We start from the raw sequence: 25152 nt of genomic DNA, 5'->3' as shown, positions 1-25152 counted from the left end.
GGCCGGCACGGGCCGCCCCACCGCGTCCCACCTCCTCCCCGTGGCCGCGACGGCCGCCGCCTGCCTCCTCCTCGGCGCGCTCTCCCTCCACCTCACCCNCCCCCGTCAGCGACCCCGGCCGGGCCCGCCCCGGCGCTGAAACCCCGCCGCCCACGAAGCGGCCAGTCGGCGGGGCGGTCAGTCGGCGGAACGGTCAGTCGGCGGGGCGGAACAGCCGGTCGCCCCTGACGGCGAGGGCCAGGACGCCGAGGTGGACGGCGGCGAGCGCCAGCAGCGCCGCCACGCCCGGTGTGCCCGCCCCCGGCGACGGTTCCCTCGTCCACAGGTAGAGGGAGTACTGCGCCTCGTCCGGAAGCCGCAGCCACGCGGCCACCCAGGTCTGCGGGTGCAGTGGGGCGAGGTCCTCGATGCCCACGATCGGGGCGAGCACGATCACCGGCCCGAGCGTGCCCGCCATCGTCCCGACGGTCCTGCGGGTGAGGGAGGCCGCCGCGAAGGCGACCGCGACGAAGAGGGTCTGGACCAGCAGGGACCTGGCCACGGCCTGCGCGGCCGCCCCCCAGCCGGGGCCGCCGCTCGTGGCGAAGCCCGTCACCCCGGCGGCCGTCCGGCCCGCGGCGAACAGCACGACGGCCAGGACGACCGTGAACGCGGTCGTCAGCAGCAGGGCGACCGCCGCCTTCACCGCGAGCAGCCGGACCCGTCCCGGCCGGGCCGTCAACAGCGACGGCCACATGCCGGACTCGCACTCGACCGCGTACAGCGCGCCCGCCAGCGCACCGGCGACCACCAGGCCGACGAAGGTCCCGGAGTGCTGGGCCGCCGCCCACAGGGCGCCCGCCGGCTCGTCGACGTACGTGGCGGGGGCGCCGTCCTCGAAGTGCCGGTGGGCGTGCCGGAAGCCGTACAGGCCCGTCACCACCGCGAGCAGCGCCGCGCCGACGGCCGAGAGGAGGACGACCGGGGACAGGACGGCCTTGCGCAGCTCGGCGTACCAGCAGGTGAACCAGCCGGTCATGTGACCTCGTTCCCGCGCCCGGCGGCGCGCATGATCCACCGGATCCCCAAAACAGTGACCAGCAGAGTGGGCAGAGCCCGCAGCAGCAGGGGGACGGTGTCGCCGGGCTCCGGACCCCACCAGACGTTCCACAGCACGTCGCCGGGGTGGAAGGCCATCACGTCGGCGGCGACGCCGCCGGGCAGCCAGCCCCACAGCCAGGTGACTCCCGAGCCGAGCATGAGGAGGACGAGCAGGGCCCCGGACCGCGCGATCCCGCCCGCCCGGCCGCGCGCCAGTGCGGCCAGCGCGACGGCGGCGAGGCTCCACACGGCCGTGACGGCCAGGGCACCGCCCCAGAGGCGCAGCCCGTGGGGGAGATCCTCGCCCGGTGGGAGGTGGAACGCGTGAAGCGGATAGTCCGTACGGCCCTTGGTCAGGCCGAACACGGCGACGGCCGCTCCGGCGCAGCACAGGGCTGCGACGGTGGTGAGCCACAGCGCGGTGGCCTTGGCCAGGATGTGCGTCCGGATGCGCGGGTCGGCCAGCAGGAGGTTCCCGGCGGTCCGGTCGTCGTACTCGCCGCCCATCGACTGCGCGGCGAGGAGCACCAGGACCACCAGCCCGGGGAAGGAGGCGAACGCCTGCGCGGCCCAGCCCAGGGCACCGGGCACGGTCTGCGCCCGGGCGGCCTCGGCGGCCATCTCCCGCGAGTGGGCCGCCCATTCCTCGGCATTCTGCCGCTCCATCTCCCCGATCCTGGTGCAGTATTCCGGCCCCAGCTTCGGGTTGAGCTCCAGACAGCTCCGGTACGACTCGCCACTCTCGATGTTCCGCAGACCGTTCTGGGCCTCGTAGACGGTGCCCGACCAGTAGTCCTGGGCGTAGAACGCCGTCGTCACACAGCCGATGGTCAGGACCGCGAACAGCAGGAGCGTCAGCGGACGCGAAGCGGTCTTGCGCCATTCCGCGCGCACGTGCCAGATCGTCACCAGGACCCCTTGTGCCCGCTGATCCGGAAGAACCAGTCCTCCAGCGACTCGGCCCCGCCCAGGCCGATCTCGCCGAGCGCCCCGCTGGCGACGACGGTGCCGCGGTCCATGACCACGACGCGGTCGCAGACCCGCTGGATCTCGTCGAGCTGGTGGCTGGACACCAGCACGGCGGTACCGCCGTCCGCTTCCCGCCGGATCAGCTCGCGGACCATGACGACGGCGTGCGGGTCCAGGGCGTTGGTCGGCTCGTCCAGGACCAGCAGGCGCGGTCCGCGCATCAGGGCGGCGGCCAGGGCGAGGCGCTGGCGCATCCCCTGCGAGTACGCACGGATGCGCTTGCGGGTCTCGCCCTCCAGGCCGACGCGCCGGAGCGCGGCGAGGACCTGCCCCCGGTCCGGTACGCCGGAGGAGTGCAGCAGGCTGCGGAGCTGGGCGGGCCCGGTCATCCACCGGTAGAACGCCGGCGTGTCCAGGGCGGCGCCGACCTGCCGGGCGACGGCGGGCGAGTACGGCGGGTGCTCGCCGAGGACCTGTACGGACCCCGCCGTGGGCCTGACCAGCCCGCACGCCATGCGCATCAGGGTCGTCTTCCCGGCCCCGTTGGCGCCGAGCAACCCGACGACCTCGCCGGGCGCCACCTCCAGCGTCACGTCGGACACGACGGCCTGCGAACCGTAGGTCTTGCTGACGGAGCGGCAGGCCAGTACGGCCTGCCGCTCCTGTTCATGGAACATCACGAAGTGGCTGCCTCAGCTGGTCGTGTAAGCGATGCGGCCGGTCGGGCCCGTCGGGCGGTCTCCGCCCGGTCGCCGTCCGTACCGAAGGCGCCCGCCTGTCGGAAAGGGCCCCGGGAAAGGAGCGGGTCACCGGCATCGCCGCAGGCGTGCCGCTGCTGACGGCCGCAACCGCGGATCCGAACGTCATGATGTCCCCCGTGTCTGCCGGCGCGGTCCCCGATGATCTTTCGCCCGGTCGTGGATCAGCATGAAGTCGCCGTACGGATCCCGACCACCCGGCAACCGGCAGTTGGCCGGAACACCCGGCTTCGGGCGCGGGTATGGCGCGTTCCGTGCCGGGTCCGCCGCCCGGGCCGCGACCGGCCCCCGCGGCTACCCTGGAGGCGTCCGCCACGGCGCGGTCGCGGTCTCCCGGCGCGCGGACGCGGCACCCGTACGGCAGGAGTCCCGCCCATGGCAGAGCGCAAGCCGATCGAGTCCTGGCTGACCGACATGGACGGCGTCCTCGTCCACGAGGGCGTGCCGATCCCCGGCGCCGACGCCTTCGTACGGAGGCTGCGGGACCGGGAGCGGCCCTTCCTCGTCCTCACCAACAACTCCATCTACACCGCCCGCGACCTGCGCGCCCGGCTGGCCCGCATGGGCCTGGACGTGCCCGTGGAGAACATCTGGACGTCGGCGCTCGCCACCGCCCGGTTCCTCGACGACCAGCGGCCCGGTGGCACGGCGTACGTCATCGGCGAGGCGGGGCTGACGACGGCGCTGCACGACATCGGGTACGTCCTCACCGACCACGACCCGGACTACGTCGTCCTGGGCGAGACCCGCACCTACGGCTTCGAGACGCTCACCAAGGCGATCCGCCTCATCCACGGCGGCGCCCGCTTCATCTGCACCAACCCGGACGAGACCGGCCCGTCCGCCGAGGGACCGCTGCCCGCCGCCGGCTCGGTCGCCGCGCTGATCACCAAGGCGACCGGCCGCGACCCGTACTTCGCGGGCAAGCCGAACCCGCTGATGATGCGCACCGGCCTCAACGCCATCGGCGCCCACTCCGAGACCAGCGCCATGATCGGCGACCGGATGGACACGGACGTGCTGGCCGGTCTGGAGGCGGGGATGGAGACGTTCCTCGTCCTCACCGGGCTCACCGCGCCGGCGGACGTGGATCGCTACCCCTTCCGCCCGTCGTCGGTGGTCGGCTCCATCGCCGACCTGGTCGACCGGGTCTGAACCGCCTCCGGACGCGGACCGCGCGGGCCGCGGCCCCGCACCGCCCGGCGGGGGAGCGGTCGCGGCGGCCCTGCGGACGCGCGACGGTGCGGTCCTGCGGATGCGTGACGGCGCGCTCCTGCGGATGCGCGGTGCGGCGATCCGGGTGACCCTTCTCCCGAGGAGGTTCACGATGCGTCTGGGTGTGGCTGCTCTGCGTACCGCGGCCGTGGCCGCCGTACTGGTCCTCGTCCCGGCGGCCGGACCACCGGAGACCGACCGCGAGCGACCCGCCGGGGCGCCCGCCGTGGCGGAACCGCACGGACCGGCCGGTTCCGCCACGGCGGGCACCCCGTCCGGCGGCGGTGGCGCGGTGGCGAACGCGCCCAGCGTCGCCGGGCAGGACCCGGACACCCGGCACACGGTGGCCGGTCTGGCCCTGGCCGCGGTCGCCGCCGTCGCGGTCGCCGCCCGCTCCGCGCACCGGGGCCGGGCCCCGGAACCGGGCGGGCGCTGACGTACGCCTACGCGCACTCGCTGCCGTCCTCGTACGGCGGGATGCGCCGGGCGCGGCTCTCGCAGATGCGCAGGGCGTCCGTCAGGCACTCGGCCAGGCGCCGCGTGACGAAGTGGTACTCGTCCGCCGTGGCGGGCGTCCGCGCGTCGAGCATCGCGCGCGACAGGTCCAGCACCGCGACGGCCGTTCCGATCTGCTCGGCCTCGACGGCGTCGGCCAGGAGGGACAACCGGCTGGCCGTGCCGTCCGTGACGAGGAGCGCCGGGTTGCCCTCGGGGCCGTTCCACGGCAGGAGACGGACGTACGAGGCCGGCGCGGAACCGTCGCTCATGCCGCCGCCTCCTGCCAGTGGATGCCGTGGGCGCGCTCGTACGCGGCGAGGTACGGGCGGACCAGCGGCACATCCTCACCGCGTACGAACCCGTGACGGCGGCGCAGGTTCCCCGCACTGATCACACGGCACGTGGTGATCAGCCGCCGCGTCACGGCGTCCGCCGCGTACCGGGGGACCGGCGCCCCGAAGGCCGGTGCCTGCGGAGCCCGTACCCCGGCGGCCGGTGCCCGGACGCCCGGCGCCTGCGGGACGAGGCGCCGCCTGCCACGGGCGGGGAGGAAGAAAGCCAAGAGGGCGGTCAGTAGGCTTCGCACCATCGGTCACTCCTTGGGTGATCGGTCATGCCCCGGGAGGTCCGTCCACCTCGCCGGGGTCTTCCCGTTGTTCCTGTTCGGCCACACGGTACGCGCCCTTGCGTAATCGCGCTAACGCAGTAGCGCGATAGCCGGATCTCGTGTATGCGCACAAGGTAGGGGGATGAATCTTGATCGTTCCGTTCCCGTGTGGCCGCAGGTGGCCGAGGAGTTGCGTCGACGGTTGGACGCGGGCAGATACAAGCCGGGTGAGCGCTTCCCCGGCACGGTGGACATCGCCGCCGAGTTCGAGGTCAGCCAGTCCACGGCGCAGAAGGCGGTGGTCGCCCTGCGGGCGGAGGGCAGGCTCTACACCGTGCTGGGTCAGGGCTCTTTCGTGAAGGGCGACGAGTAGGCGGCACGTCCCGTACCCGCTTCACCGGGCAGTCCGCCCCGCCGCCGGCCGCTCAGCCGGACGGGCTGCGGTCGCTGCGCCGTCCGACGGGTAGGTGTCCGGAAAGAGCCGCCCGTCGGCCGGGGCCCCGGAAGCCGTGAGAGGGAAACCGCAAGAGCCAGGCGGGTGACTCCACGAGTCGTCCCGCCTGGCTCCTCAGGTCAGTGAGCGAACAGCGTTTCCGCTGATCAGTGCGCCGCCAGGGACTCGAACCCCGGACCCGCTGATTAAGAGTCAGCTGCTCTAACCAACTGAGCTAGCGGCGCCTGCTGACCGGGAGAACTCTACCCGATGCCGGGAGGTGCTTTCGGCCACCCGGTCGTCCGTCCGGGTTTTCCCGCCCGTTACCGCCTGTCGGATGGTCGTTTTTTCCCTTTTGGTGTTCAAGATGCGGTATGCACGGTGAGATCGCGTCGAGCATCAAGGGGAACCGTATGACTGCTCCGGCCTTCGAGGAGTACGAGCCGGCCGCCGACTGCCCCTGCCCCGCGTGCGCCCGGCGGGCACCCGCGCTCCACCGGGCCGTACGGGCGGGCGTGCGCTCCGGCGCACGGCGCGCCCTGGTCCTGTTCACCGCGGCGGGCGTGGCGCTGGGCGGCGGAACACCCGCCGCGGTCGGCGCCGCCCACCCGACGGGACCGGCGGGACCGGCCGCCGGATGGACGGGCCGCGACACCGGCGAGCCCGGCCCCGGCACCCCCCAGGGCGGCGCGACCGGGCTGTACGGCCGCCCCCCGGCCGGCCCGGCGGACGGCTCCGCCGTGACGGCGCTGCCCGCGATCACCCGCGCCGCCATCGTCGAGCGGGCCGAGCGCTGGGTCGCGCAGAAGGTTCCGTACGCGATGGACAGGTACTGGACCGACGGCTACCGCCAGGACTGCTCCGGCTACGTCTCGATGGCGTGGAACCTGCCCACCAACGAGTGGACCGGCAGCCTGCACCGCTACGGCACCAGGATCGCCTGGGCGGACCTCCAGCCGGGCGACATCCTGCTGTTCCACAACTCCGCCGCCCCCGCCCAGGGCTCCCACGTCACGATCTTCGGCGGCTGGACGGACCACCGGCGCACCCACTACTTCGCGTACGAGCAGACGAAGCCGCACACCCTCCGGCGGGCGACCCCGCTGGCGTACTGGACGAACTCCGACCGGTACGTGGCCTACCGGCGCCTCGGCGTCGTCGCGGGCGACACCCTCTCGACGGCCTTCCCGGGCATCGGGCACTTCGGGCCGGGCGCGGTCAACGCGCACGTCGCCCGCCTGGGCCGGATGCTCGCCGAGCGCGGCGGTGCCCGCTTCTACGCGGAGGGGCCGGACCCCCGGTGGTCGGAGGTGGACCGCAGGGCGACACGGGCGTTCCAGCGGGCGCAGGGCTGGCGCGGCGCCGAGGCGGACGGGCTGCCGGGCCCCCACACGTGGCGCCTGCTCGTCACCGGCAGGGGCAAGGACATCCCGCCGGTCGCGGGCCAGTCGCCGCCCCCGTACCCGGGGCGGGAGCACTTCCGGCCCGGCCGGGCCAGTGAGCACGTCGAGGCGCTGGGCCGCCAGCTGGTGAGGCGCGGCTACGGCAGGCACTACGACACCGGACCGGCCCGCCACTGGAGCGAGGCCGACCGGCGCAACGTCCAGGACTTCCAGCGCGCCCAGGGCTGGCGCGGCGGCGCGGCCAACGGCCACCCGGGACCGGAGACATGGAGGCGGCTCTTCCGATGACCGAGCACCCCACCCGCAGGACGCCCCCGCCCCCGGGGGAGGTACCCAACCTGCTCGAACCGACCCCGTCCGTCGTGGTCGAGGCTCCCCGTACGGAATCCTGGTTCCGGCCCTCGACGAGGAGGCGCCTGCGGGCGAAGAACCCCCAGCGGGGACGGCTGGACCCCGGCCCGCAGCCGGCGCCTCCCTCCTCCGGTGCGGGTTCCGCTCCGCAGGCGGGGGCGCCTTCCTCCGGTGCGGGTTCCGCTCCGCAGGCGGGGGCGCCTTCCTCCGGTGCGGGTTCCGCTCCGCAGGCGGGGGTGGAGCGCCCTGGTGCGGGACTCGCCTCCCGGGAGTCCGCGCCCCCCTCACGGACCGGCGGAACGGGCACGGGCACGGGTACGGGCACCGGAGCGCCCGCGCGGCCGGGACCGACGACCGGAACCTCGGCCTCCGGGGCAGAGCGGCCGGGGGCTCCGTACACCACGGCCACGGCATCCGCCCAGAGCGGCGCCCCGGCCTCCCTCCCGCGGACACCCGGCACCGACCCCCGCACTCCCGGCACTCCGCCCCGTCCGGCGGCGGAGGCGGAGGCGGCGGGGAGGACGAACGAAACCGGGGGCGCCCCTGCCCCCTCCCTCGCCCCGAGGACGGTGGCCCCCGCGCACGCGGACGGCCCGCACGCCGCTCCGGCGACCGGCGAGGAGCCGCCGCCGGAAGGGCATGCCAACGCACCGGCCCGGCGGCAGTCGGCGGACGCGGAGGACCACGCCGCCACCAGCCCGGGCACCGGCGCGTACGGGGACGGGCCGGGCCCCGGCCCGGGGGCCGGCGCCGCCACGGGCACTGCCGGCCACGGCGGCCACACCGGCCACAGTGGCGACCGTGGTCACAGCGGCGACCGTGGCAACAACGGGTACGTCGGACCGGCCACCGTCGGCACAATGCCCCTCGGGACGCCCGCCCCCGAGACACCGGCCACGGGGGCCGCGCCTTCCGGGCCCGTACCCTCCGGGGCCGCGTCCCCGGGAACACAGGCCACCGGGCCCCTGCCTTTCGGCACACCGGTCACCGGAACCGTCCACTTCGGAACACCCGCCTCCGGCACGGGGCCCTCCGGCACGGAGCCCCCCGGCACGGGGCCCTCCGGCACACCGACCACCGGTACGGGGCCCTCCGGCACACCGACCACCGGAACGGCGCCTTTCGATACGGCGTCCTCCGGCGCCGTGTCCACCGGGACGCCGACCACCGGTACGGAACCTTCCAGTACCGAGCCCTCCGGTACCGATCCCACCCCTACGGGACCCACCACCACGGGACCCGCCGGTACCAAGCCCTCCGGAGCGCCGGCCGCCGGGGTCGTGCGGGCCGCTCCCGGTGGCGTGCCCGTCCTCACGGACGGGCCGCCGGCCGCCGGGGGAGCGGGTCGGGNCGGNNGACGNCGGCCCCNGGCGGGCGGCCCCCGGGTCCCCTCCGCCGCGGGCCCCTCGGCCCCGGAGGGCGGTACCCCTACGGGTTCCCGCCGCGCCCGTGACGGGTCCGCCGCCGTGCGGCCCGGAAGCGCACCGGGTGACGGGTCCGCCGCCCCATGGGACCTCGGGGCGCGGGACCTCGGGGCGCGGGACCTCGGGGCGCGGGACCTCGTCGTGCCGACCCTCGTCGCCCCGACCGCCGGTACGCCGGCCCCTCTCGCTCCGGACCCCGGCACGCGGACGAAGGGTTCCCGGCGGGGGCGGCACGCCGGGGTGCGGCGCGGGGCGGTCCGGGCCGAGGGGGCACCCGTGGAGCGGGAGGCGGCTGTCCTGCCCGGCTGGGTGGGGCTGGCCGCCGGGGTCCTGGCCCTCACCGGGTGCGGGGCCCTCGCCTGGTGGACGGGCGTCCTGCCGGAGGACGCGACCCGGCTGCCGGGCCTGCCGTTCCGGCCGCACCGGGACCTCACCCCCGGCACCGTCGCCCTGCTGACGGCCGGCGTGCTGCTGACGCTGTTCGCGTTCGGCGGGCTGGTGCGCGGCCGGGTCGGGTACGCCTCCGTCCTCACCCTGTTCGGCGACTACCGGGGCACGGTGCGCCGCACCGGCCTGCTGTGGGTGAACCCGCTGATGCTGCGCCGCCGCCTCGACGTGCGCCTCCGTCACTGGCGCAGCGAACCGCTGCCCGCCGTCGACGCGAACGGCACGGCGCTGCGCGCGGTCGTGCTGGTGGTGTGGCGGATCGGCGACACGGTCCGCTCGGCCCTCACCGTCGCCGACCACGAGCGGTACCTGCGCGAACAGGTGGAGGCGGCCCTCGCCCGCGTCCTGTCCCGGCTGCCCGCCGACGTGTTCCACGGCGGCTCCCCGACCCTGCGGGACGCGGACGCGGTGGGGGAGGCGATGACGCGGACGGTGGCCGCCGAGTGCGATCCGGCCGGCATCGAGGTCTTCTCGGTGCAGCCGGTCCGCATCGACTACGCCCCGGAGATCGCGACCGCGATGCGCCGCCGCCGGATCGCGGCGATCGACGCCCAGCACCGCGACGTGGTCCTCGGTTCGGTCGTGGACGCCGTGGACGACATGGTGCGCCGGCTCGCCGAGCGGGGCCTGCTTCCCCCGGACGACACCGACCGCGGGGACCTCGTGAAGGACCTGGCCGTGGCGTTCTACACCGGGCACGCGCTGCCGGCCGGCGCGGAACGGGGCGCCTGACCCCGGACGGCGATGAGGCCCTCCGCTTCCGCGAAGGGCCTCATCCGTCTGTGCGCCGCCAGGGACTCGAACCCCGGACCCGCTGATTAAGAGTCAGCTGCTCTAACCAACTGAGCTAGCGGCGCCTGCTGACAGAAGTAATAGTACCCGGTCCCCGGAGGTGCTCCGACCACCCCTCCGCACCGGCGTCCTCGCAGGTCCCGGTCGTCCTCGCAGGTCCCGGTCGTCCTCGCAGGTCCCGGTCGTCCCCGCAGGTCCCGGCCCGTACGGCCCCGGCCTGCCCCCGGCGTACCTGATCCGCCCGGCGTACCCGATCCGTCCGGGATCCCCCCACGCCGGAGAGGGCCCCGCCCTGGCCCCCGCCGCACCGGAGACGCCTCCGCCCGGCTCCGGCCCCTCACAGGGCCAGCGACAGTCCCACCGGGGCCGCCCTGCGGTTCAGCGTGTCCGCCGCCGAGCGCAGCCGGTGGGCGTGCTCGATCGGCAGGGACAGCGCGAGGCAGCCGACCGACGCGCCGGCCGTCAGCGGCACCGCCGCGCACACCGTGCCCACGGCGTACTCCTGGAGGTCCAGGACGGGCACGGTGGGCGGCTGGCTGTCCAGCTTGGAGAACAGCACCCGCTCGTTCGTGATCGTCCGCGACGTCAGCCGGGCGATCTTGTGTCGGGCCAGGTGGTCCCGCCGCCCGTTCTGGTCGAGCTGGGTCAGCAGGCACTTGCCGACCGCGCTGGCGTGCGCCGCCGAGCGGAAGTCCACCCACTCGTTGACCTTCGGCGTGTGCGGCCCGTCCGCCATCTGCGTGATCTTGACCTCGCCGTCGATGTACCGGCTGATGTAGACGGCCGCGCCGACCGAGTCGCGCAGCTCCGTGAGCGTCTCCTGGAGCTTGGTCTCCAGGGCCTCGCGCCGGGTCGCGCCCGACCCGAGGAGCACCAGGGAGTCGCCCACGATGTACGCGCCGTCGGCGACCTGCTCCACGTACCCCTCCCGGCGCAGCATCCGCATGAGGGGCGTCAGGTGCGCCGGGGGCAGCCCGGTCTCGCGTGCGATCTGCGCCTCGGTGACCCCGCCCCCGTGCCGGGACACCGTTTCGAGGACGCGCAGGGCGTACTGCACCGAATGGAACGGCGTGGTCGGCTCCGGTTTCAACGCCACGGTTTCCCCCACCAGGTTGTGACCGCAAGCTTCCTCACCACGATAACCGCCAAGAGCCTTTCGCGGCTCCCCGGTTGACGAGGCGGGGGTCCCGCTCCGGCGGAGCTGCCGGGGGCATACGCCGAAGGCACCGCCGAGTGGGGAAGAGCCCAGGTCAGGAGGGCCGTGCCGGGGAATCCGCGCGTCCGTTCGCGTTCCGGACCGGAGGAGTCCGCCTTCGGTGGGCCGGGTTCGATCATGTGCCCGGAGCCGGACACGGGAGCCTTGTCCGGGATGTCCCTGGCGGGATCCGTCCTGTAGGACGCGGCTCGATGACCTTCCCGCCCGCCGCACCGGGACCGGGCGCCGAGGGCGGGGCCCGGGTGCCGCGTACGGACGGATCGGGCGTACCGGGCCGGTCCCGACCGCGCGACCGGCCCCGCCCCGCGGCACCCCAATGACCCGGCGGCCCCAATGACCCGGTGGCTCTGATGACTTGGTGGCTCTGATGACTCGGTGGCCCCGGTGGCCCCGGTGGCCCCGGCGGTGGGTAGCCTCCGGGCGGGGAGGTCGTCGTGTACGGACCGGAGGTCTTCGCCCGGGCGCTGCGGGGGGACCGGGCGAGCCTGGATTCCCTGCGGCGGGGCGCTGACGTGCTCTGTGTGGCGAGAGGGCTGTCGGCCGTCCTCCGTGTCGGGGCGGGGCCCGACGGGGGGCAGGAGGCGGTCCTGGCCGTCGTCGGCTCCTCGGGCGGCGGGATCGTGTCGCGGCTGGAGGTGCCCCGCGCGTTCCGGATCGTGGAGGCCGGCCACGACGCGACCTGCCTCACGCTCCGCGCGTCCGACGGCCGCACCGTGCGGGCCACCCCGGGGCAGTTCAGGTCGCACGTCCGGCTGCTGCCCCCCGACCGCAACCCGGCGTACGAGGAGCAGTTGACCGAGGCGTTCCTCGCCACTCCGCTGCTGCCCGACGCCGACTGGACGCCCGACCGCACCCCTCCGGTACGGGACGGGGTCCTCGGCACGATCGCCTTCGACGAGGCCCTGGCGGACTACGGGGTCGCCGTCGCGCTCGGCGGCCGGTCCCTGCGGCTGTCGTTCGACGGCGCCGGTGCCGGGAGGGTCGCGGAACTGGCGCCCCACGCGGGGAAACTGGCGGAGGCGCTGCGGTCCATCGGGGAGGACGGCACGGAGTTCCTCTGGACCTGGGGGGCGGACGGCACGGAGCCCGCGGAGGAGAAGGCGCGCTTCCTGGGCGCGCTGAGGCCGGCCGGCCTAGTGGTGTACCGGACCGGCGACTTCGAGGTGCACTTCGACGACGTCTCCGGGGAGTACTTCGCGGAGGGCTACTGGCCGGCGGTGCGGTACCGCGCCGACCGGACGCCGGTCTCCGCGTCCCTGGAGGCGTGACCTCCCCGCGTCCCCGGAAGGGCCCGGGTGCGGTGCGCCGGGCCCGCCGTCCCGTACGGGGCTGTCGCCCCCTACGGGTTTGTTGTCCCTTACGGGTCTGTCATCCCCTACGGGTTGCCGGGACTGCCGATCCCGCCGGCCCCAAGAACCCGCAGGAGCCCCAGAACCTGTAGGACCCCGTAGGGGCCTCGGGGCCCGGGCAGCCAGCGAAGGCGCCGGGAAGCACGGCACGGCGTCGAGGTTCCGTCCGCCCCGCCCCGAGGGCCCCCTCGGGAAGTGCCCGGTCTGGGAGCACCGCCCGCTCTCGGGGGTGCCCGTCCTCCGGGAGCGCTTGCCGGAACGTCCGGGAGCACCTGCCGGGAGGAGTGGGGAGCCCCTTCCGGGGTACCCGGGGCCCGCGAACGGGCGCCGGGGCGGTCCCGCCTGCATACCGGTCCTGCCCGCGTGCCGCGTCCGCCCCGTACGGGGCCGGGTGGGGCCGCTCCTTCCCGCACGAACGGGGAAGCCGCGCGGTCCGGTGGTCGGGGACCGGCCCCGACACGCCGGGCGCCGCCGCGGCGAGGAGGGGGGCGGCGGCCCGCCGTTCCTGCTTCCCTGTTGCCTGCGACGAGCCGTACGAACCGAGGGTGCCCGGCCGCCCCCGTACGAGGGCCGGCCCGATCGGCGCCCCAGACAGGAGGCCTGCATGACCACCGTCGGACTTCTCCGCCCGGAGGGTCACCCGGAGGACGACTACCGCCGCATCGAGACGCTGCTGGACGGCGACGTCCGCGTCGACCCCGTCGTGTACGGGGGGCCCGACGCGGACCCGGGGCGGCTCGCGGCCGGGGCGGACCGGCTGCGGCTGGCCGGCGCCGACGCGGTGGTGTGGGCGTCGGCGGGGGAGTCGTTCGCCCAGGGCTGGCAGGGGGCGCGTGAACGGGCCAGGTCGCTGGCGCTGGCGGCGGGCATCCCGGCGTCCAGCACGGCGATCGGCTTCGCGCACGCGGTCCGCGCGGTGGGCGCGACCCGCGTGGTGGTGGCCGGCGGGCGGCCCGAGGAGGTCGCGGCGGCGGCCCGGTTCCTGGGCGAGGCCGGGATCACCGTGGTGGGGGAGTGGCGGGTGCCGGGCGGACTGCCGCTGCCCGAACTGGTGCGGGCCGCCGACGACCCGGGCGCGGAGGCGGTGCTCGTCCCGGACACGGCCGTGCCGACCGTCGCGGAGGTGGCGGAGGCGGAGGCGGCGGCCGGGAAACCGGTGCTGACCGGGACGCTGGTCACGGTGTGGGAGGGACTGCGGCTGGCGGAGCGGCACGGGGCGTGGGCAAAGGAGCTGGGCGCGCTGTTCGTCCGGCGGGGCCCGCGGGACGTGTGGGAGCCCGGGGAATAACCGAACGGGACCTCCGGTTGCGCGGTGGCGTGAGGACGTCAGGTGCGGGAGGCCCGAGGTGAGCGGCGGCGAGGCGAACGGCGGCGAGGCGGCGCCGGAGGCCACGGCGGGCGGGCCCGCGGGCTCCGGCCCGGCGCCCGCGGGCNGTGCGGCGGACCGGACGGACCCCGGCGCCGCCCCCGCCGGTNNNNCNNGCTTAGTACGCGAACAAGTAAGGACNGNCGTGCCGTCCCCGCCACCCCNGCCGGTCGTGCCGCGGGCGGCGACCCGGTCCGCGGTGCCGCGCCCGGCACGGCGCCCGTCCCCCTCTCCGTACTGGACCTGGTCACCGTGGGCAGCGGCTCCACCGCCGCCCGCGCCCTCGCCACCAGCGTGGAGATCGCCCGGCTGGCCGAACGGCGCGGCTACCACCGCCACTGGGTCGCCGAGCACCACTCGATGCCCGGCGTCGCCTCCTCCTCCCCGGCCGTGATCCTCGCGCACCTTGCCGCCCACACCAGCCGCATCCGCCTCGGTTCGGGCGGCGTCATGCTGCCCAACCACGCGCCCCTGGTGGTCGCCGAGCAGTTCGGCACCCTGGAGGCGCTGGCCCCGGGCCGCGTGGACCTGGGCCTCGGCCGCGCCCCCGGCACGGACGGCGCCACCGCCGCCGCGCTGCGGCGCACGGACCGGCTGGACGAGGGGGCCGACGAGTTCCCCCGGCAACTGGCCGAGCTGATCCGGTTCCTCGACGACGACTTCCCCGACGGCCACCCCTACGCCCGCGTCCACGCCGTGCCGGGGCCGGTGCAGGGCCCGGCGGGACGGCCGCCGGTGTGGCTGCTGGGCTCGTCCGGTTTCAGCGCGCGGCTCGCCGGGGAGCTCGGCCTGCCGTTCGCGTTCGCCCACCACTTCTCGGCCCGCAACACGGTCCCGGCGCTGGACCTGTACCGGTCCTCGTTCCGTCCCTCCGCCGCGCTCGACGCCCCGTACGCGCTGATCGGCGTCTCGGCGCTGGCCGCCGACGACCGGCGGGAGGCGCGGCGCCAGGCGCTGAGCGGCGCCCTGTCGATGCTGCGGCTGCGCCTCGGGCGGCCGGGCCTGGTGCCGACCCCGGAGGAGGCGGAGTCCTACCCGTACGGCTCCGCCGAGCGGGACTTCGTCGACGGCTGGCTGGCGAACGTGGTCCACGGCACGCCCGACGAGGTGCGGGCCGGCCTGGACGACCTCCGGAAGCGGACCGGCGCCGACGAGCTGATGATCACGACCGGGGTGCACGGCGAGGCGGCGCGGCTGCGCTCGTACGAGCTGATCGCGGACGCGTACGGGATGTAGGGCGCCGCCCCGGCTCCGTAGGGCGCCGCCCCTGCCCCGCAGGCCNCANNTCNGTGGATGAATNNNCANNAAAANNNCCCCGAGAGGGCCCCGGGGCCGCCCCTGATCCCGGCCGCCCCTGACCCCAGCCGTCCTCCGTCGCCGGTCACCGCTCGGCGGGCGGCCCGGCCCGGCGGCCCGTTCGGCTCCCCTCCGCCCGGCTCCCCTCCGCCCGGCTCCCGCCGTTCAGCTCCCCTCCGTGCCGACGCGGATCATGTCGGCGATGCGCTCCGGGACGACCGCCCGCGAGTACCACCAGCCCTGGCCGGTGTCGCAGCCGATCCGGCGCAGGCGGTCCGCCTGTCCGGCGGTCTCCACGCACTCCGCCGTCACGGTCAGCCCCAGCCGGTGCGCCAGGTCCACCATCGCCTCGACGATCACCTCGTCCGCCGGGTTCGGGGGCGTCTCGTCCTGGAACCCGCGGACGAAGGACCCGTCGAGCTTCAGCACCGACACGGGCAGCCGGCTCAGGTACGCGAGGTTCGAGTAGCCGGTGCCGAAGTCGTCGATGGCGATGCGGACCCCCATCTCGCTGAGGGCCTGCAGGGCCTGGAGGGGCCGCCCCGCCGATCCCATCACCGCCGACTCGGTGAGCTCAAGCTGCAGCAGCCCCGGCGCGAGACCGGTCTCGTCGAGGATCTCCGCGACGTCCGCGACCAGGTCGGAGTCCCACACCTGGCGCACGGCGACGTTGACGCTGACGAACAGGGGTCGCGCGCCCAGGTGGTCGGTCTGCCAGCGGCGGGCCTGCCGGCACGCGGTCCGCAGCACCCACCGGCCCAACTGCACGATGGAGCCGTCCTCTTCGGCGATCCCGATGAACCGATTCGGCGCCAGCGGTCCGAACCGGGGGTGGTTCCAGCGGACCAGCGCCTCGACGCCGCGCACCGCCCCGTCCGCCATGCCCACCAGCGGCTGGTACTCCAGGGTGAACTCGCCCCGGTCGACGGCGGGCCGGAGGGTGGAGCTGAGCGCCTGCCGGGTCATGCGGTGGGCGTTGCGCTCCGGGTCGAACAGCGTCCAGCGGGCCCTGCCGTCCGCCTTCGCCCAGTACTGCGTGGTCTCGGCGGCCTGCATCAGGCCGTTGACCGTGGTGCCCGCCGCGAGCCGCTCGACGACGCCGATCGACGCGGACAGCGACAGCCGCTGCCCGGCCAGGTCGAAGGGCCGCTGCACGGCGGTGAGCACGGCCTCGGCGAGGTCCGTGAGCTGCTCCGTGCCGGTCGACTCCTCGACGAGGATCGCGAACTCGTCACCGCCGAGCCTCGCCACCAGATGATCGCCCCCGCACGCGTGGGCGCCGCTCTGGGCGCACTCGGTGAGCCGGGCGGCGACGGCGGCGAGCAGATGGTCCCCGATGCGGTGGCCGAGCGTGTCGTTGACGGCCTTGAAGCCGTCCAGGTCCAGGTAGCACAGTCCGATCCGGCCCGTCCCGCCGCCCGCGTCGTCGTGCGCGTCGTGGAAGTCGTACGACGAGTTCTCCAGCGCGGCCGTGAGGCGCTCGAAGAACAGGGCCCGGTTGGGCAGCCGGGTCACCGGGTCGTGCATCTGGAGGTGCCGCAGCCGGGCCTGGAGCTCGCGGCGGTCGCTGACGTCGGCGACGGACAGCAGCACGTGCCGGCTGAGGGGGACGGGTGTGACGGTGACCTCCGTCCACAGCGACCGCCCGTCGGGGTGCTTGAGGCGGCGGGTGCAGCGGAAGCGGGAGCGGTGGCCGCGCAGCACCTCGCGGTAGGCGTGCCAGGCGCGGTTGTCGGCGCTCAGGTCGACGAGGTCGGCGGCGGCCCGGCGGCGCAGGGCCGCGGTGTCCGCGCCGACGAGGGCGGCCATCCCCTCGTTCGCGCTGACCACCAGGCCGTCGGTGTCGACGACGGCCATGGGGAGCTGCGCGGCGTTGAACGCGGCGTGGACGTCGCGCAGTTCCGCCGTGGACACGGGTGCGGGCCCGGGGGGCGGGGGCGGGTCGCAGCACGCCGCGTCCTCGCCGTGGCCGCGGTCGCCCGCCTCCCCGTCGTCACGCTTCGTGATCGTGTGGAAGGCGATGCAGGGCCGCGGGACCGCAGTGTGTCCCGGTCCTTCTGGAGTTCCGCTCATCGCTCGCTCCCGCAGGGCAGTTGTGGCGTACAGATGTGGTCGGGCGAGGTCGGCCGCGGGGAGCGGGCCGATCCTGGAGGCCGCCGTGGGGCCGTTGCAGTGACCCCTTCGACCTCTGGACAACGGCTGGGGCGCCCATCGGACACGGCCAATCGTTTCTGCGCGGGTGTGGCGGTGCCCGGCGAGCGCCGGCCGAAGGTGACCGTCGGTGAGGCGGCGAGGGGGCCGGGAGCGTCACCGCTCACCCGACTGGTGCACCGGAACAGGACGTAGGCGACAAAACCGCACAGGGTGAGGAGACGTCCCGTATCTCGCACCCGGAGGCCGACGTGGAGGGTCAGCAGCCGTTCGCGCAACCACCCGGGGAGGTGCACCGGCCGGGTCCGCGTTCCGTGGCCGCGGGGGTGTTCTCCCTCGTCGCGATCGCCGCGACGGGCCTCGCCGCGGGTCCCGCCGCGGCCGACCCCCTCGCGGGGCCGTGCGCCCTGCCCCGCACCGGGGCGCACCACTCCCTCGGGCTGGACACCTGGAACACCGCCTACCCCAGACCCGAGCGCGCGCTCGACGCGGTCATGGTCTTCCTGTCGTTCCCGGACGCCGTGCCGGCGCATCCGACGCGGACGATCGCCGCCGACTACCTCCCGGGCACCAGCGAGTTCTTCGAGCGGGCCTCGTACGGGCGGTTCTCGCTGCGCGTCCACCCGCACCACGGCTGGCTGCGGATGCCGCGGCCGTCCACGGAGTACGCCGTGCGCCGGGACTGGGCGGCGGACCGGCGGGCCGCCTACCTGCGGGACGCGCTGGCCGCGGCGGACCCGGTCGTCGACTTCTCGCGGTACGACATCGTCTACCTGGTCGCGGACCCGGACGCGCCGGGCGTCGACTCGGACGCGACGAAGGTCGTGAACCTCCACACCCCGCTGCGGGCCGACGGCACCGACATCAACCGGATGGTGACCCTGTTCGAGCGGCACCCGCCGGACCGGAACGTCCTGGCGCACGAGACGGGCCACGTCTTCGACCTGCCGGACCTGTACAACCGCCCCGTGGACGGCAAGGGCGACTGGGACACCCACGTCGGCGACTGGGACGTCATGGGCAGCCAGTTCGCCCTGGCGCCGGAGCCCTTCGGCTGGCACAAGTGGAAGCTGGGCTGGCTCGGCGGCCGGCAGGTGCGCTGCGTGCGGGAGCCGCAGTCGGTGACGCTCCGGCCGCTGGCGGCGCGGGACGACGGCCGCGCCGCGCCGGGCGCCCGCCTGGCGGTGGTCCGCACGGGCACGGGCAGCGCCCTCGCGTTCGAGGCGCGCGGGGCGGTCGGCAACGACCGGGACACCTGCATGGAGGGCGTGCTGGTCTACCGGGTGCGCAACGCGACGGAGTCCGGCGCGGGGCCGGTGGAGGTGGTGGACGCCCACCCGCTGACGGAGGCGTGCCACGACCGCTCCGTGTACCCGCCGCTCGCGGACGCGCCGCTGGCCGAGGGGGAGGCGCTCACCGTCCCGGGGGAGGGCACCCGGGTGGAGGTCCTGCGCCGGACGGAGGCGGGCGACTGGACGGTGCGGATCACCCCGTGACCGGGGCCGGGACCTGGGCCGGGGCTGTGACCCGGCCGGGATCAGGGTCAGGACCCGGACGGCGAAGAGGCCCCCCGCTTCCGCGAGGGGCCTCTTCCGTCTGTGCGCCGCCAGGGACTCGAACCCCGGACCCGCTGATTAAGAGTCAGCTGCTCTAACCAACTGAGCTAGCGGCGCGTGCTGACATCGTAGACATTAGCACCCCCGTCCGCGCCAGGAGAAATCGATACCCGCACGTCACCGGCGGATGTGGTGCGTACCACCCGGGCGGATGCGGTGCGCACCACCCGCACGCAGGCCCACAGCACCACCTCGGGGCCCGGCAGCCAGGGGGAGCGCGTGTCGGGGGCCGCGAGCCAGCGCGGGCCCTCCTCCCCGCCGGGCACCGGCGGGGGGATGGTGACCGCGTCCCCGACGCCGTGGCACAGCATCGGCGGGACCGCGTCGCCCCACTCCTCCCAGGCGAGCAGCGCGGGCAGCCGCCGGCTCGTGCCGGGGGCGGCGAACAGCAGCATCCGCCCGAGGTGCGCGGCGACCGGCCCGGAACCGGGTCCCTCGCCCCACAACCGGTCCAGGAGGCGGCGCCCGAAGACCGCGGGGACGTTCACCACGTCGAAGGCCGTACCGCAGGGCAGGACCGCGGGGGTGCCGGGGCGGGTCTCCCACAGCGCGAGCGCGGAGTCGGGGCGCGGCGAGGCGGACGCGAGCCACTCGGCGCCCTCGGAGGTGATCCGCGGGGTGAGGCGAGGGGGGCGGCCCTGCAGCCGGTACGAGGACGCGGCGCGGCGCTCGTCGGCGAGGGCCTGCGCGTGGGCGGCAGAGCGGGCGCCCGCACGGGCGTGGGCGGGGCTCCGGGGAGCGGGGCTCGGAGGGAGTTCGTCTCGCAGCCAGGTACTCATGACGGCCATCTTTACCGTCCGTCACCGGACGATTTCAGGGAGTTTCCGAAAACGGGGGAAGGTGGGGCACGGAAGGAGTACCTTTCGCCCTCGGCATATGCCGGGCGCGTGCCCGGTGCACCCCGGGGGCCTGCGTGCCGGGTGCGTTCCGCGTGCCGGGTGGGCCTTCTGTGTTCCGCGTGCCAGGTGTGTTTCCTGTGCCGGGCGTCCGGTGCGCCGCCTCGTGGCCGGTGTGCTCCGCGTGCGCGCCGGGTCCCGCGTGCGCGCCGGGTCCCGCGTGCGCGCCGGGTCCCGCGTGCGCGTCGCGCCCGGCGCGGCCCGGCGGCCGGTGCGNCCCGATTCGCCCGGCCCCCGGGGACGCCGCCCGGCCGGCCCGTTCGGAGAACCGCGGCCGACCGCGGGCGACCGCAGGCGATCGGGGCAAGGGGCCGGGCGGGCCGGGAGGCCGGTGCGCCCGCGGTACGCCGCCGGGGAGGCCCGCTCAGTCGTCGCCGTTGCGGGCGCCGCCGCGCAGCAGGTCCCGCCCGAACTCGACCATCTTCCTCGCGTAGTCCTCGCCCCACTCCGCGCGCTCCGCGATGTCGGCGGTGCTCAGCCGGTCGAAGCGGCGCGGGTCCGCGAGCTGCGCGGCCGCGATCGCCTGGTACTCGGCGGCCCGGTCGGCGGCCGCGCGGAAGGCGACCGTCAGCTCCGTGGACCGGGCGAGCAGCTCGCGGGGGTCGTCGATGGACTCCAGGTCGAAGAAGTGCTCCGGGTCGGCGGCGGCCTCCGCGGGCTCGAAGAGCAGGGGCGCCGGCCTGAGCCGCCGGTGCTGCCCGCTCGGTTCGGTTTCCGCCATGGAGGACTCCCATTCCGCTCGCCGTGCCGTCGCCCCCGTCCGGTGGGCGGCCACCGCCCATTGTCCAGGCTCCCGCAAGACCGCGTGCGGGCCGCGCCCTCCGCCCGCCCCCGACGCGGTGCGGGCCGGACGCGGCCCGCCCCGGACGCGGCGAGGGCCGGTGCGCCGGAAGGCGCCGGGGCGGTACGGCCGCACGCGGGAGCGCGGTACGGGCCGCGCGCCCGCGTGCGGCCCCGTGCGCCCCCTCGTACTCAGGGCGCCGCGGCCTCCTGCGCCGCGACTCGTACTCAGGGCGCCGCGACGCCGACCCGCCCCGCGCCCCCGGCGCTCAGGGGCGCCAGCTCACGCGGTGTTCCGACAGGTGGGACAGGACCGCGTGGTTCGCCTCCCAGCCGTCCGGGAACTTGACCGTCACCCCCAGCTGGACCGGTTCCGTCGACGGGTGCTCGTCCAGCAGGTCCGCGACACCCGCGCGGCAGACCACCACGCACGCGTGCCGGTGGCGGGACGCCAGCACGCACAACCGGCCCGTCTCCAGGTGGAACGCCGTCGCGTCGGGGCGGCCCGACAGGGGGTGCAGGACGACCGTCACGTCGTACTCGCGGCCCTGGAGCCGGTTCGCGGTGTCGACCGTCACCCCGGGCACCCCCAGGTCGGCGAGGGCCGCGCGGACGGCGGCCGCCTGGTCGCGGTGGGCGGTGCCGACCGCGACGCGGTCCGCGGTGACGGGCAGGGGGTGCTCGGCGCGCTCGCTGACGGCCGCCGCGCCCCGGTCCAGCAGGCGCCGCACCACCAGCGCGCACGCCCGCACCGCCTCCGGGTCCGTGCGTGGCGTGTGGCGGGCCGGCAGCTCCAGCAGGCCCCAGCCGGACTCCGCCGCCTCGTCCAGCACCCGGTCGGCCGCCGAGCCGTCCGAGGCCGTACCGAACGCCAGCCGCCGGTCGCCGGGGCCGGTGCCCGCGCGGAACGGCGTGTACGGGTAGAACGCGGCCGACACGAGCGGCGCCGCCGACGCGGGCAGCCGCCACGACACCGGCAGCCGGTGCAGGGGCAGGTCCGGGTTGTGCGCCAGCAGCGTCGACACCGCGCTCGCCGACGGGTCGTACGACAGGCCCGCCCACTGCTCGGCGCCCACCACCGAGAACGGGTCGAGCTGCCCGGGGTCGCCCACGAACAGCGCCCGCTCGAACAGGCCCGCCACGGCCAGCAGCGCGTCCGACCGCATCTGGTACGCCTCGTCGACGATGGCGTGCCGCCACGGCTCGACGCCCTTCACGTGGGCCCACTTCGCCGCCGTGGAGACCACCACCGGCAGCCCGGCCAGGTCCGCCGCCCTCGTCGACTTCACGACGTTGTCCAAGCCGTCCAGCGCCTTGTCGTAGGCGTCGGCGTCGCTCGCGTGCAGCCGCCCCACGGGCAGCTCCGGTTCCTTCCCGGCGAGCCGCAGCACCAGGTCGTCGACCTGCGCGTTCGTCTGCGCGACCACCATCAGGGGGCGGCCCGCGGCGGCCAGCTCCAGCGCGGCGCGCACCACCAGCGTCGACTTGCCCGCGCCGGGGGGCGAGTCCACGACGACGCCCCGCGCGTCCCCGTGGAGGGTGTCCTCCAGGATGCCGCGGGTCGCCGCGTCCGCCGCCGACGACGGGTCGGGCACCTCGCTCCTCACAGCACGTCCTCCGGGGTCACGGGGTCGGGGGCCTCCACCGCGTCCGGGCGGGGCGGGCCGCCGTGCGTCCACGGCGTCTCCTCCGGGTCGGGCAGCTTCGGGCCGACCCGCTGGTCGTGCTCGAACAGCGTCCACACGATCCGGTCCCCCTCCTCCGGTACGGAGCCCGCCGCCGGCTCCCTCGACCGGCCCATCCGGTCCAGTACCCGCAGCACCACCGTCCGGCCGCCCTCCGCCTCCCCGCCGTCCTGCGCGTACCCGACGAACTCGGCCGTCTGCGGGCGCCCGTCCAGCGACCGGTACGCCTTCACCCCGGCGCCCAGGTGCGGCGCGTCGTCGGTCCGCACGGTCACCAGGGGGCGCGGCGAGGGGCGCTTGGACTCCGTCCACGCCATCACCACCTCCACCACCTCCCCGGCGAACGCCTCGCCCGAAAGCCGCCGCCCCGCCATCACCAGCGGGTCGTCCAGCGCCTCCTGCGCCTCCAGCTGCGCCTGCGCGCTCTCCCGCGCGGCCAGCTTCCGCGCCGCCGTCACCGCGTCGTCCCGGCGCGGCTGCGGCGGCTCGCCGGCCCGCACCCGGTCCCGGTGCCCGGTGAACGACCAGCGGTCCCGCGTCCAGCGGTCCTCGACGTGCCGCCCCGGCGGCAGCTCCCGCACCAGCTCCAGCGCCCGCCACACCGCGTCCCAGGTCGGCCGCGTCTGCGCCAGGACCAGCCGCCTGACCTCCGCCTCCGCCCGGTGCAGCGCGCCCAGCCGCTCGTCGGCCGCCCCGCCGTCCTCCGCGGACCCCAGCGCCTGCCGGGCCCGGTCGTACCGCTCGACGGCGGGCGCCAGCAGCCGGTTGTCGAACGCGGGGTCGGTCGCCGGGCCCGCCGGCGGGCACAGCAGCTGCCCGTCCCGGTCCCGGCCCAGCTCCGCGCGCAGGGCCGCCGCCGCACCGGACTCCCCGGCCGGGGGGTCGATCCACGCGAGCAGCGCGCCCAGGTGCTGGTCCTCCAGGGACGACTGGCCGGTCGCCCAGTGCCGGTTCAGCAGGTCCGTCGCCGCGACCAGCAGCGACGACCCCGGCACCCGCGCCCGGTCCCCGTAGTGGGTCAGCCACCGGCCCAGCAGCGGCACCCGCGGCGGGGCGGGGAACGGCGCCCCGGGGTCCTCCTCGGCCGTCCGCCGGAACCGGGTGGACCGCCCCAGCAGCCGCACGTACTCGACGCCCGCCCGGCTGGGCACGACCAGCTGCGGCGCGTCCAGGCACAGCTCGACCTCGACCTTCGTCCTCCTGCCGGTCTCCGGGTCGGTCTCGGACCGCTCGACCGGCTCGACGGCGTCCGCGTACGAGTCGATGTACGGCAGCACGGCCTCCGCCAGGTCGGCGAGGAACGCGAACCGCAGGTCCCGGTCGCGGGGCTGCGGTACGACGAGGAGCCGCGGCCGTGCGGGGTCGGTGCCGACCAGGGCGCCCAGCGGCGCGCCGGCCTCACCGGACGTGGTCAGCGGGACGAACACCAGCGGCCGGTCCGACACGTGCCGGTGGCGCACGGTGGTCAGCGCGCGGGCCCGGCCGGCCTCCACGGCCTCCAGCCGCGCCAGGGTGGAGATCAGCGACACCGGGCCGCCCCCGCCCCGCCGCGCGCTGACCNCCNNNCGGNNCGCNGGNNNCCCCCGCNNTCGCCCCGGGCCGCGGCCAGCACGGCGCCCACCGNCNCCGGCGNNCNGGGNCGNCGCGCNGCNNNAGCGCCGCGACCACCGGATCGCCGGGGTCCCCCGCCTCGCCCCGGGCCGCGGCCAGCACGGCGCCCACCGTCGTCAGGCCGCCCAGCTCCCCGCGCACGGAACGGCCCAGGGCCTCCACCGCGCCGGCCGCGCGGGCCCGGCCGCGGCAGTGGAACGCCAGCTCGCACGCCGCCAGGCACTCCGGCGCGTAGGCGTGCGGCACCGCCTCCACCGCCGCCGCCAGCTGCTCCGCCGAACACGCCGTCACATCGAAGGTCACCCCCCGCGGGACCGCCGCCGCGATGTCCTCCAGGCGCGCCAGGCGGGCCAGTTGGCGACGCGTCACCGCGAGCTGCCTGCGCACGTCGACGAGCGAGCCGGTCGGCTGGTTCGAGAAGTCCTTCGGGCAGACCAGCAGCACCGCGTGGTCCACCGCCGCCCCGCCGGTGACCGCGGCGACCCGCTCCAGGGCGAGGACGTACACCGCCGCCTGCCGCGCGGCCGCCCCGACCTTCGCCGCGTCCGCCGAACCGTCGATCATCGGGAAGGACTTGACCTCTACGACGGTCCACCGGCCGTCCGGGCGCACCACCACCGCGTCCGGCTCCAGGTACGCCGGCGAACCGGCCACCTCCAGCGCCAGCAGCGGATGGTCGAGCAGCGTCCAGCCGCCCGCCGCCGTGGCCTCCCGCAGCGCCAGCGCCGTCCGCGCCGCCCGCCCCTCGGGACCGGCCGCGGCCAGGTCGGGTGTACGCGCCCCCTCCGGGTCCTCCGCCCCCAGCAGGCGCAGCAGTTCGGCGCCCCCGTCCGCTTTGACCTTCGCCTCGAAGGCGTGGCCCCGCATGAAGGCGAACTGCGACTGCCCGAACCCGGAGGGCGCGCCCAGCGCCGACGCGAGCGCGGTCTTGTCGATCCCGGCGCCGTCGAGCAGGGCGCGGCGGCGGCAGCCCGGGTTGGCGGCGAGGGCGGCCAGCGCGCGGGCGTCCAGCGGGTGCGGCACCGCGTCGGGGCCGCGCAGTTCGGCCAGCCGGCGCCGCAGGGCCGCCCGCCGCGGGACCTCCGGCTCCTGAGGGGCCTGCGGGGTCTGCGGAGTTCGCGGAACCGGACGCGGTCCGCTGCCCAGGGAATCGCTCACCGCCGAAGTCTCGCATCCGCCACCGACAACCGGACCTCCTCCCTCCCTCCC

The 25152-nt window shown here is 76.1% G+C and carries 21 protein-coding genes and 3 tRNA genes; 9 read left to right on the top strand and 15 right to left on the bottom strand.

Features of this window, described 5'->3' with window-relative positions; all coding sequences use genetic code 11:
* Positions 1–193: 193 nt before the first annotated feature.
* Genes MW084_RS10045 through MW084_RS10035 form a run of 3 tightly spaced genes read right to left on the bottom strand, consistent with a single transcriptional unit; the run spans position 194 to position 2726 of the window.
* Entirely contained in the window at positions 194–1018 is an 825-nt protein-coding gene (locus MW084_RS10045) for an ABC transporter permease (RefSeq protein ID WP_010470630.1), read from the bottom strand.
* Positions 1015–1989: an ABC transporter permease gene (locus MW084_RS10040; RefSeq protein WP_010470629.1), complete on the bottom strand. Its 975-nt coding sequence runs from the start codon at positions 1987–1989 to the stop codon at positions 1015–1017. Before MW084_RS10040 ends, MW084_RS10045 begins: the two co-directional genes overlap by 4 nt.
* Positions 1986–2726 (bottom strand): ABC transporter ATP-binding protein, encoded by a 741-nt coding sequence (locus MW084_RS10035; RefSeq protein WP_010470628.1) that lies wholly within the window; start codon positions 2724–2726, stop codon positions 1986–1988. The genes MW084_RS10040 and MW084_RS10035 overlap by 4 nt, the downstream gene beginning before the upstream one ends.
* 456 nt (positions 2727–3182) lie before the next feature.
* On the opposite strand from MW084_RS10035, the gene MW084_RS10030 reads away from it, so the two are divergent.
* On the top strand, positions 3183–3962 hold the full coding sequence (locus MW084_RS10030; RefSeq protein ID WP_010470627.1) for an HAD-IIA family hydrolase: 780 nt from the start codon (positions 3183–3185) through the stop codon (positions 3960–3962).
* A gap of 172 nt (positions 3963–4134) precedes the next feature.
* A complete protein-coding gene (locus tag MW084_RS10025) occupies positions 4135–4458 on the top strand; it encodes a hypothetical protein (RefSeq protein ID WP_010470626.1) in 324 nt (107 codons plus the stop codon).
* Between the two features lie 7 nt (positions 4459–4465).
* On the opposite strand, the gene MW084_RS10020 is transcribed toward MW084_RS10025, so the two are convergent.
* Together MW084_RS10020 and MW084_RS10015 are read right to left on the bottom strand one after the other, a co-directional pair.
* Positions 4466–4789: a hypothetical protein gene (locus MW084_RS10020; RefSeq protein ID WP_010470625.1), complete on the bottom strand. Its 324-nt coding sequence runs from the start codon at positions 4787–4789 to the stop codon at positions 4466–4468.
* The gene (locus MW084_RS10015; RefSeq protein ID WP_010470624.1) at positions 4786–5109 is read right to left on the bottom strand and encodes a hypothetical protein; all 324 of its coding nucleotides are present in this window, start codon (positions 5107–5109) and stop codon (positions 4786–4788) included. The genes MW084_RS10020 and MW084_RS10015 overlap by 4 nt, the downstream gene beginning before the upstream one ends.
* A 160-nt stretch (positions 5110–5269) precedes the next feature.
* Between MW084_RS10015 and MW084_RS10010 the strand changes: the two genes are divergently transcribed.
* Positions 5270–5500, top strand: a complete 231-nt coding sequence (locus MW084_RS10010) for a winged helix-turn-helix domain-containing protein (protein WP_029553501.1) — start codon at positions 5270–5272, stop codon at positions 5498–5500.
* A gap of 231 nt (positions 5501–5731) precedes the next feature.
* Here the strand turns inward: MW084_RS10010 and MW084_RS10005 are convergent.
* Positions 5732–5805 (bottom strand) — tRNA-Lys (locus MW084_RS10005).
* Between the two features lie 168 nt (positions 5806–5973).
* Here MW084_RS10005 and MW084_RS10000 point away from each other — a divergent pair.
* Both MW084_RS10000 and MW084_RS09995 read left to right on the top strand, forming a co-directional pair.
* Positions 5974–7251 carry a peptidoglycan-binding protein gene (locus MW084_RS10000; protein ID WP_029553500.1) on the top strand — a complete coding sequence of 426 codons (1278 nt, stop codon included), beginning with the start codon at positions 5974–5976 and terminating at the stop codon, positions 7249–7251.
* A gap of 1763 nt (positions 7252–9014) precedes the next feature.
* On the top strand, positions 9015–9917 hold the full coding sequence (locus MW084_RS09995; RefSeq protein WP_275563553.1) for an SPFH domain-containing protein: 903 nt from the start codon (positions 9015–9017) through the stop codon (positions 9915–9917).
* 51 nt (positions 9918–9968) lie between these two features.
* Here MW084_RS09995 and MW084_RS09990 read toward each other — a convergent pair.
* Both MW084_RS09990 and MW084_RS09985 read right to left on the bottom strand, forming a co-directional pair.
* Positions 9969–10042 (bottom strand) — tRNA-Lys (locus MW084_RS09990).
* Positions 10043–10314: 272 nt separating this feature from the next.
* Complete coding sequence (locus MW084_RS09985; RefSeq protein ID WP_010470619.1) at positions 10315–11073, bottom strand: IclR family transcriptional regulator; 759 nt, start codon at positions 11071–11073, stop codon at positions 10315–10317.
* 554 nt (positions 11074–11627) lie between these two features.
* Between MW084_RS09985 and MW084_RS09980 the strand changes: the two genes are divergently transcribed.
* The 3 genes from MW084_RS09980 to MW084_RS09970 form a co-directional block, all read left to right on the top strand.
* Positions 11628–12461: a hypothetical protein gene (locus tag MW084_RS09980; protein ID WP_010470617.1), complete on the top strand. Its 834-nt coding sequence runs from the start codon at positions 11628–11630 to the stop codon at positions 12459–12461.
* A gap of 685 nt (positions 12462–13146) precedes the next feature.
* Positions 13147–13830 (top strand): aspartate racemase/maleate isomerase family protein, encoded by a 684-nt coding sequence (locus MW084_RS09975; RefSeq protein WP_010470616.1) that lies wholly within the window; start codon positions 13147–13149, stop codon positions 13828–13830.
* Between the two features lie 243 nt (positions 13831–14073).
* The coding region (locus tag MW084_RS09970) for an LLM class flavin-dependent oxidoreductase (RefSeq protein ID WP_275563552.1) at positions 14074–15144 on the top strand (1071 nt) is incomplete at its 5' end.
* Between the two features lie 225 nt (positions 15145–15369).
* Here MW084_RS09970 and MW084_RS09965 read toward each other — a convergent pair.
* Positions 15370–17061, bottom strand: coding sequence for a putative bifunctional diguanylate cyclase/phosphodiesterase (locus MW084_RS09965; RefSeq protein WP_420833761.1), 1692 nt, complete (start codon positions 17059–17061; stop codon positions 15370–15372).
* A 545-nt stretch (positions 17062–17606) separates the two neighbouring features.
* Between MW084_RS09965 and MW084_RS09960 the strand changes: the two genes are divergently transcribed.
* The gene (locus MW084_RS09960) at positions 17607–18851 is read left to right on the top strand and encodes a M6 family metalloprotease domain-containing protein (RefSeq protein WP_050986766.1); all 1245 of its coding nucleotides are present in this window, start codon (positions 17607–17609) and stop codon (positions 18849–18851) included.
* A gap of 103 nt (positions 18852–18954) precedes the next feature.
* On the opposite strand, the gene MW084_RS09955 is transcribed toward MW084_RS09960, so the two are convergent.
* The 6 genes from MW084_RS09955 to MW084_RS09930 all read right to left on the bottom strand — a co-directional run.
* Positions 18955–19028, bottom strand: a tRNA-Lys gene (locus MW084_RS09955).
* The gene (locus MW084_RS09950) at positions 19019–19750 is read right to left on the bottom strand and encodes a bifunctional DNA primase/polymerase (protein WP_010470612.1); all 732 of its coding nucleotides are present in this window, start codon (positions 19748–19750) and stop codon (positions 19019–19021) included. The genes MW084_RS09955 and MW084_RS09950 overlap by 10 nt, the downstream gene beginning before the upstream one ends.
* A 481-nt stretch (positions 19751–20231) precedes the next feature.
* A complete protein-coding gene (locus MW084_RS09945; protein WP_010470611.1) occupies positions 20232–20588 on the bottom strand; it encodes a hypothetical protein in 357 nt (118 codons plus the stop codon).
* Between the two features lie 328 nt (positions 20589–20916).
* Positions 20917–22254 (bottom strand): AAA family ATPase, encoded by a 1338-nt coding sequence (locus MW084_RS09940; RefSeq protein WP_039829244.1) that lies wholly within the window; start codon positions 22252–22254, stop codon positions 20917–20919.
* Positions 22251–23861, bottom strand: coding sequence for a hypothetical protein (locus MW084_RS09935; protein ID WP_010470606.1), 1611 nt, complete (start codon positions 23859–23861; stop codon positions 22251–22253). Before MW084_RS09935 ends, MW084_RS09940 begins: the two co-directional genes overlap by 4 nt.
* A 125-nt stretch (positions 23862–23986) precedes the next feature.
* The coding region (locus MW084_RS09930) for a hypothetical protein (protein ID WP_275563551.1) at positions 23987–25101 on the bottom strand (1115 nt) is incomplete at its 3' end.
* Between the last annotated feature and the right edge of the window lie 51 nt (positions 25102–25152).

The organism is Streptomyces sudanensis (assembly GCF_023614315.1).
In the GTDB taxonomy this organism is placed as follows: Bacteria; Actinomycetota; Actinomycetes; order Streptomycetales; family Streptomycetaceae; genus Streptomyces; species Streptomyces sudanensis.
This window is presented reverse-complemented; position numbering and strand designations above follow the sequence as displayed.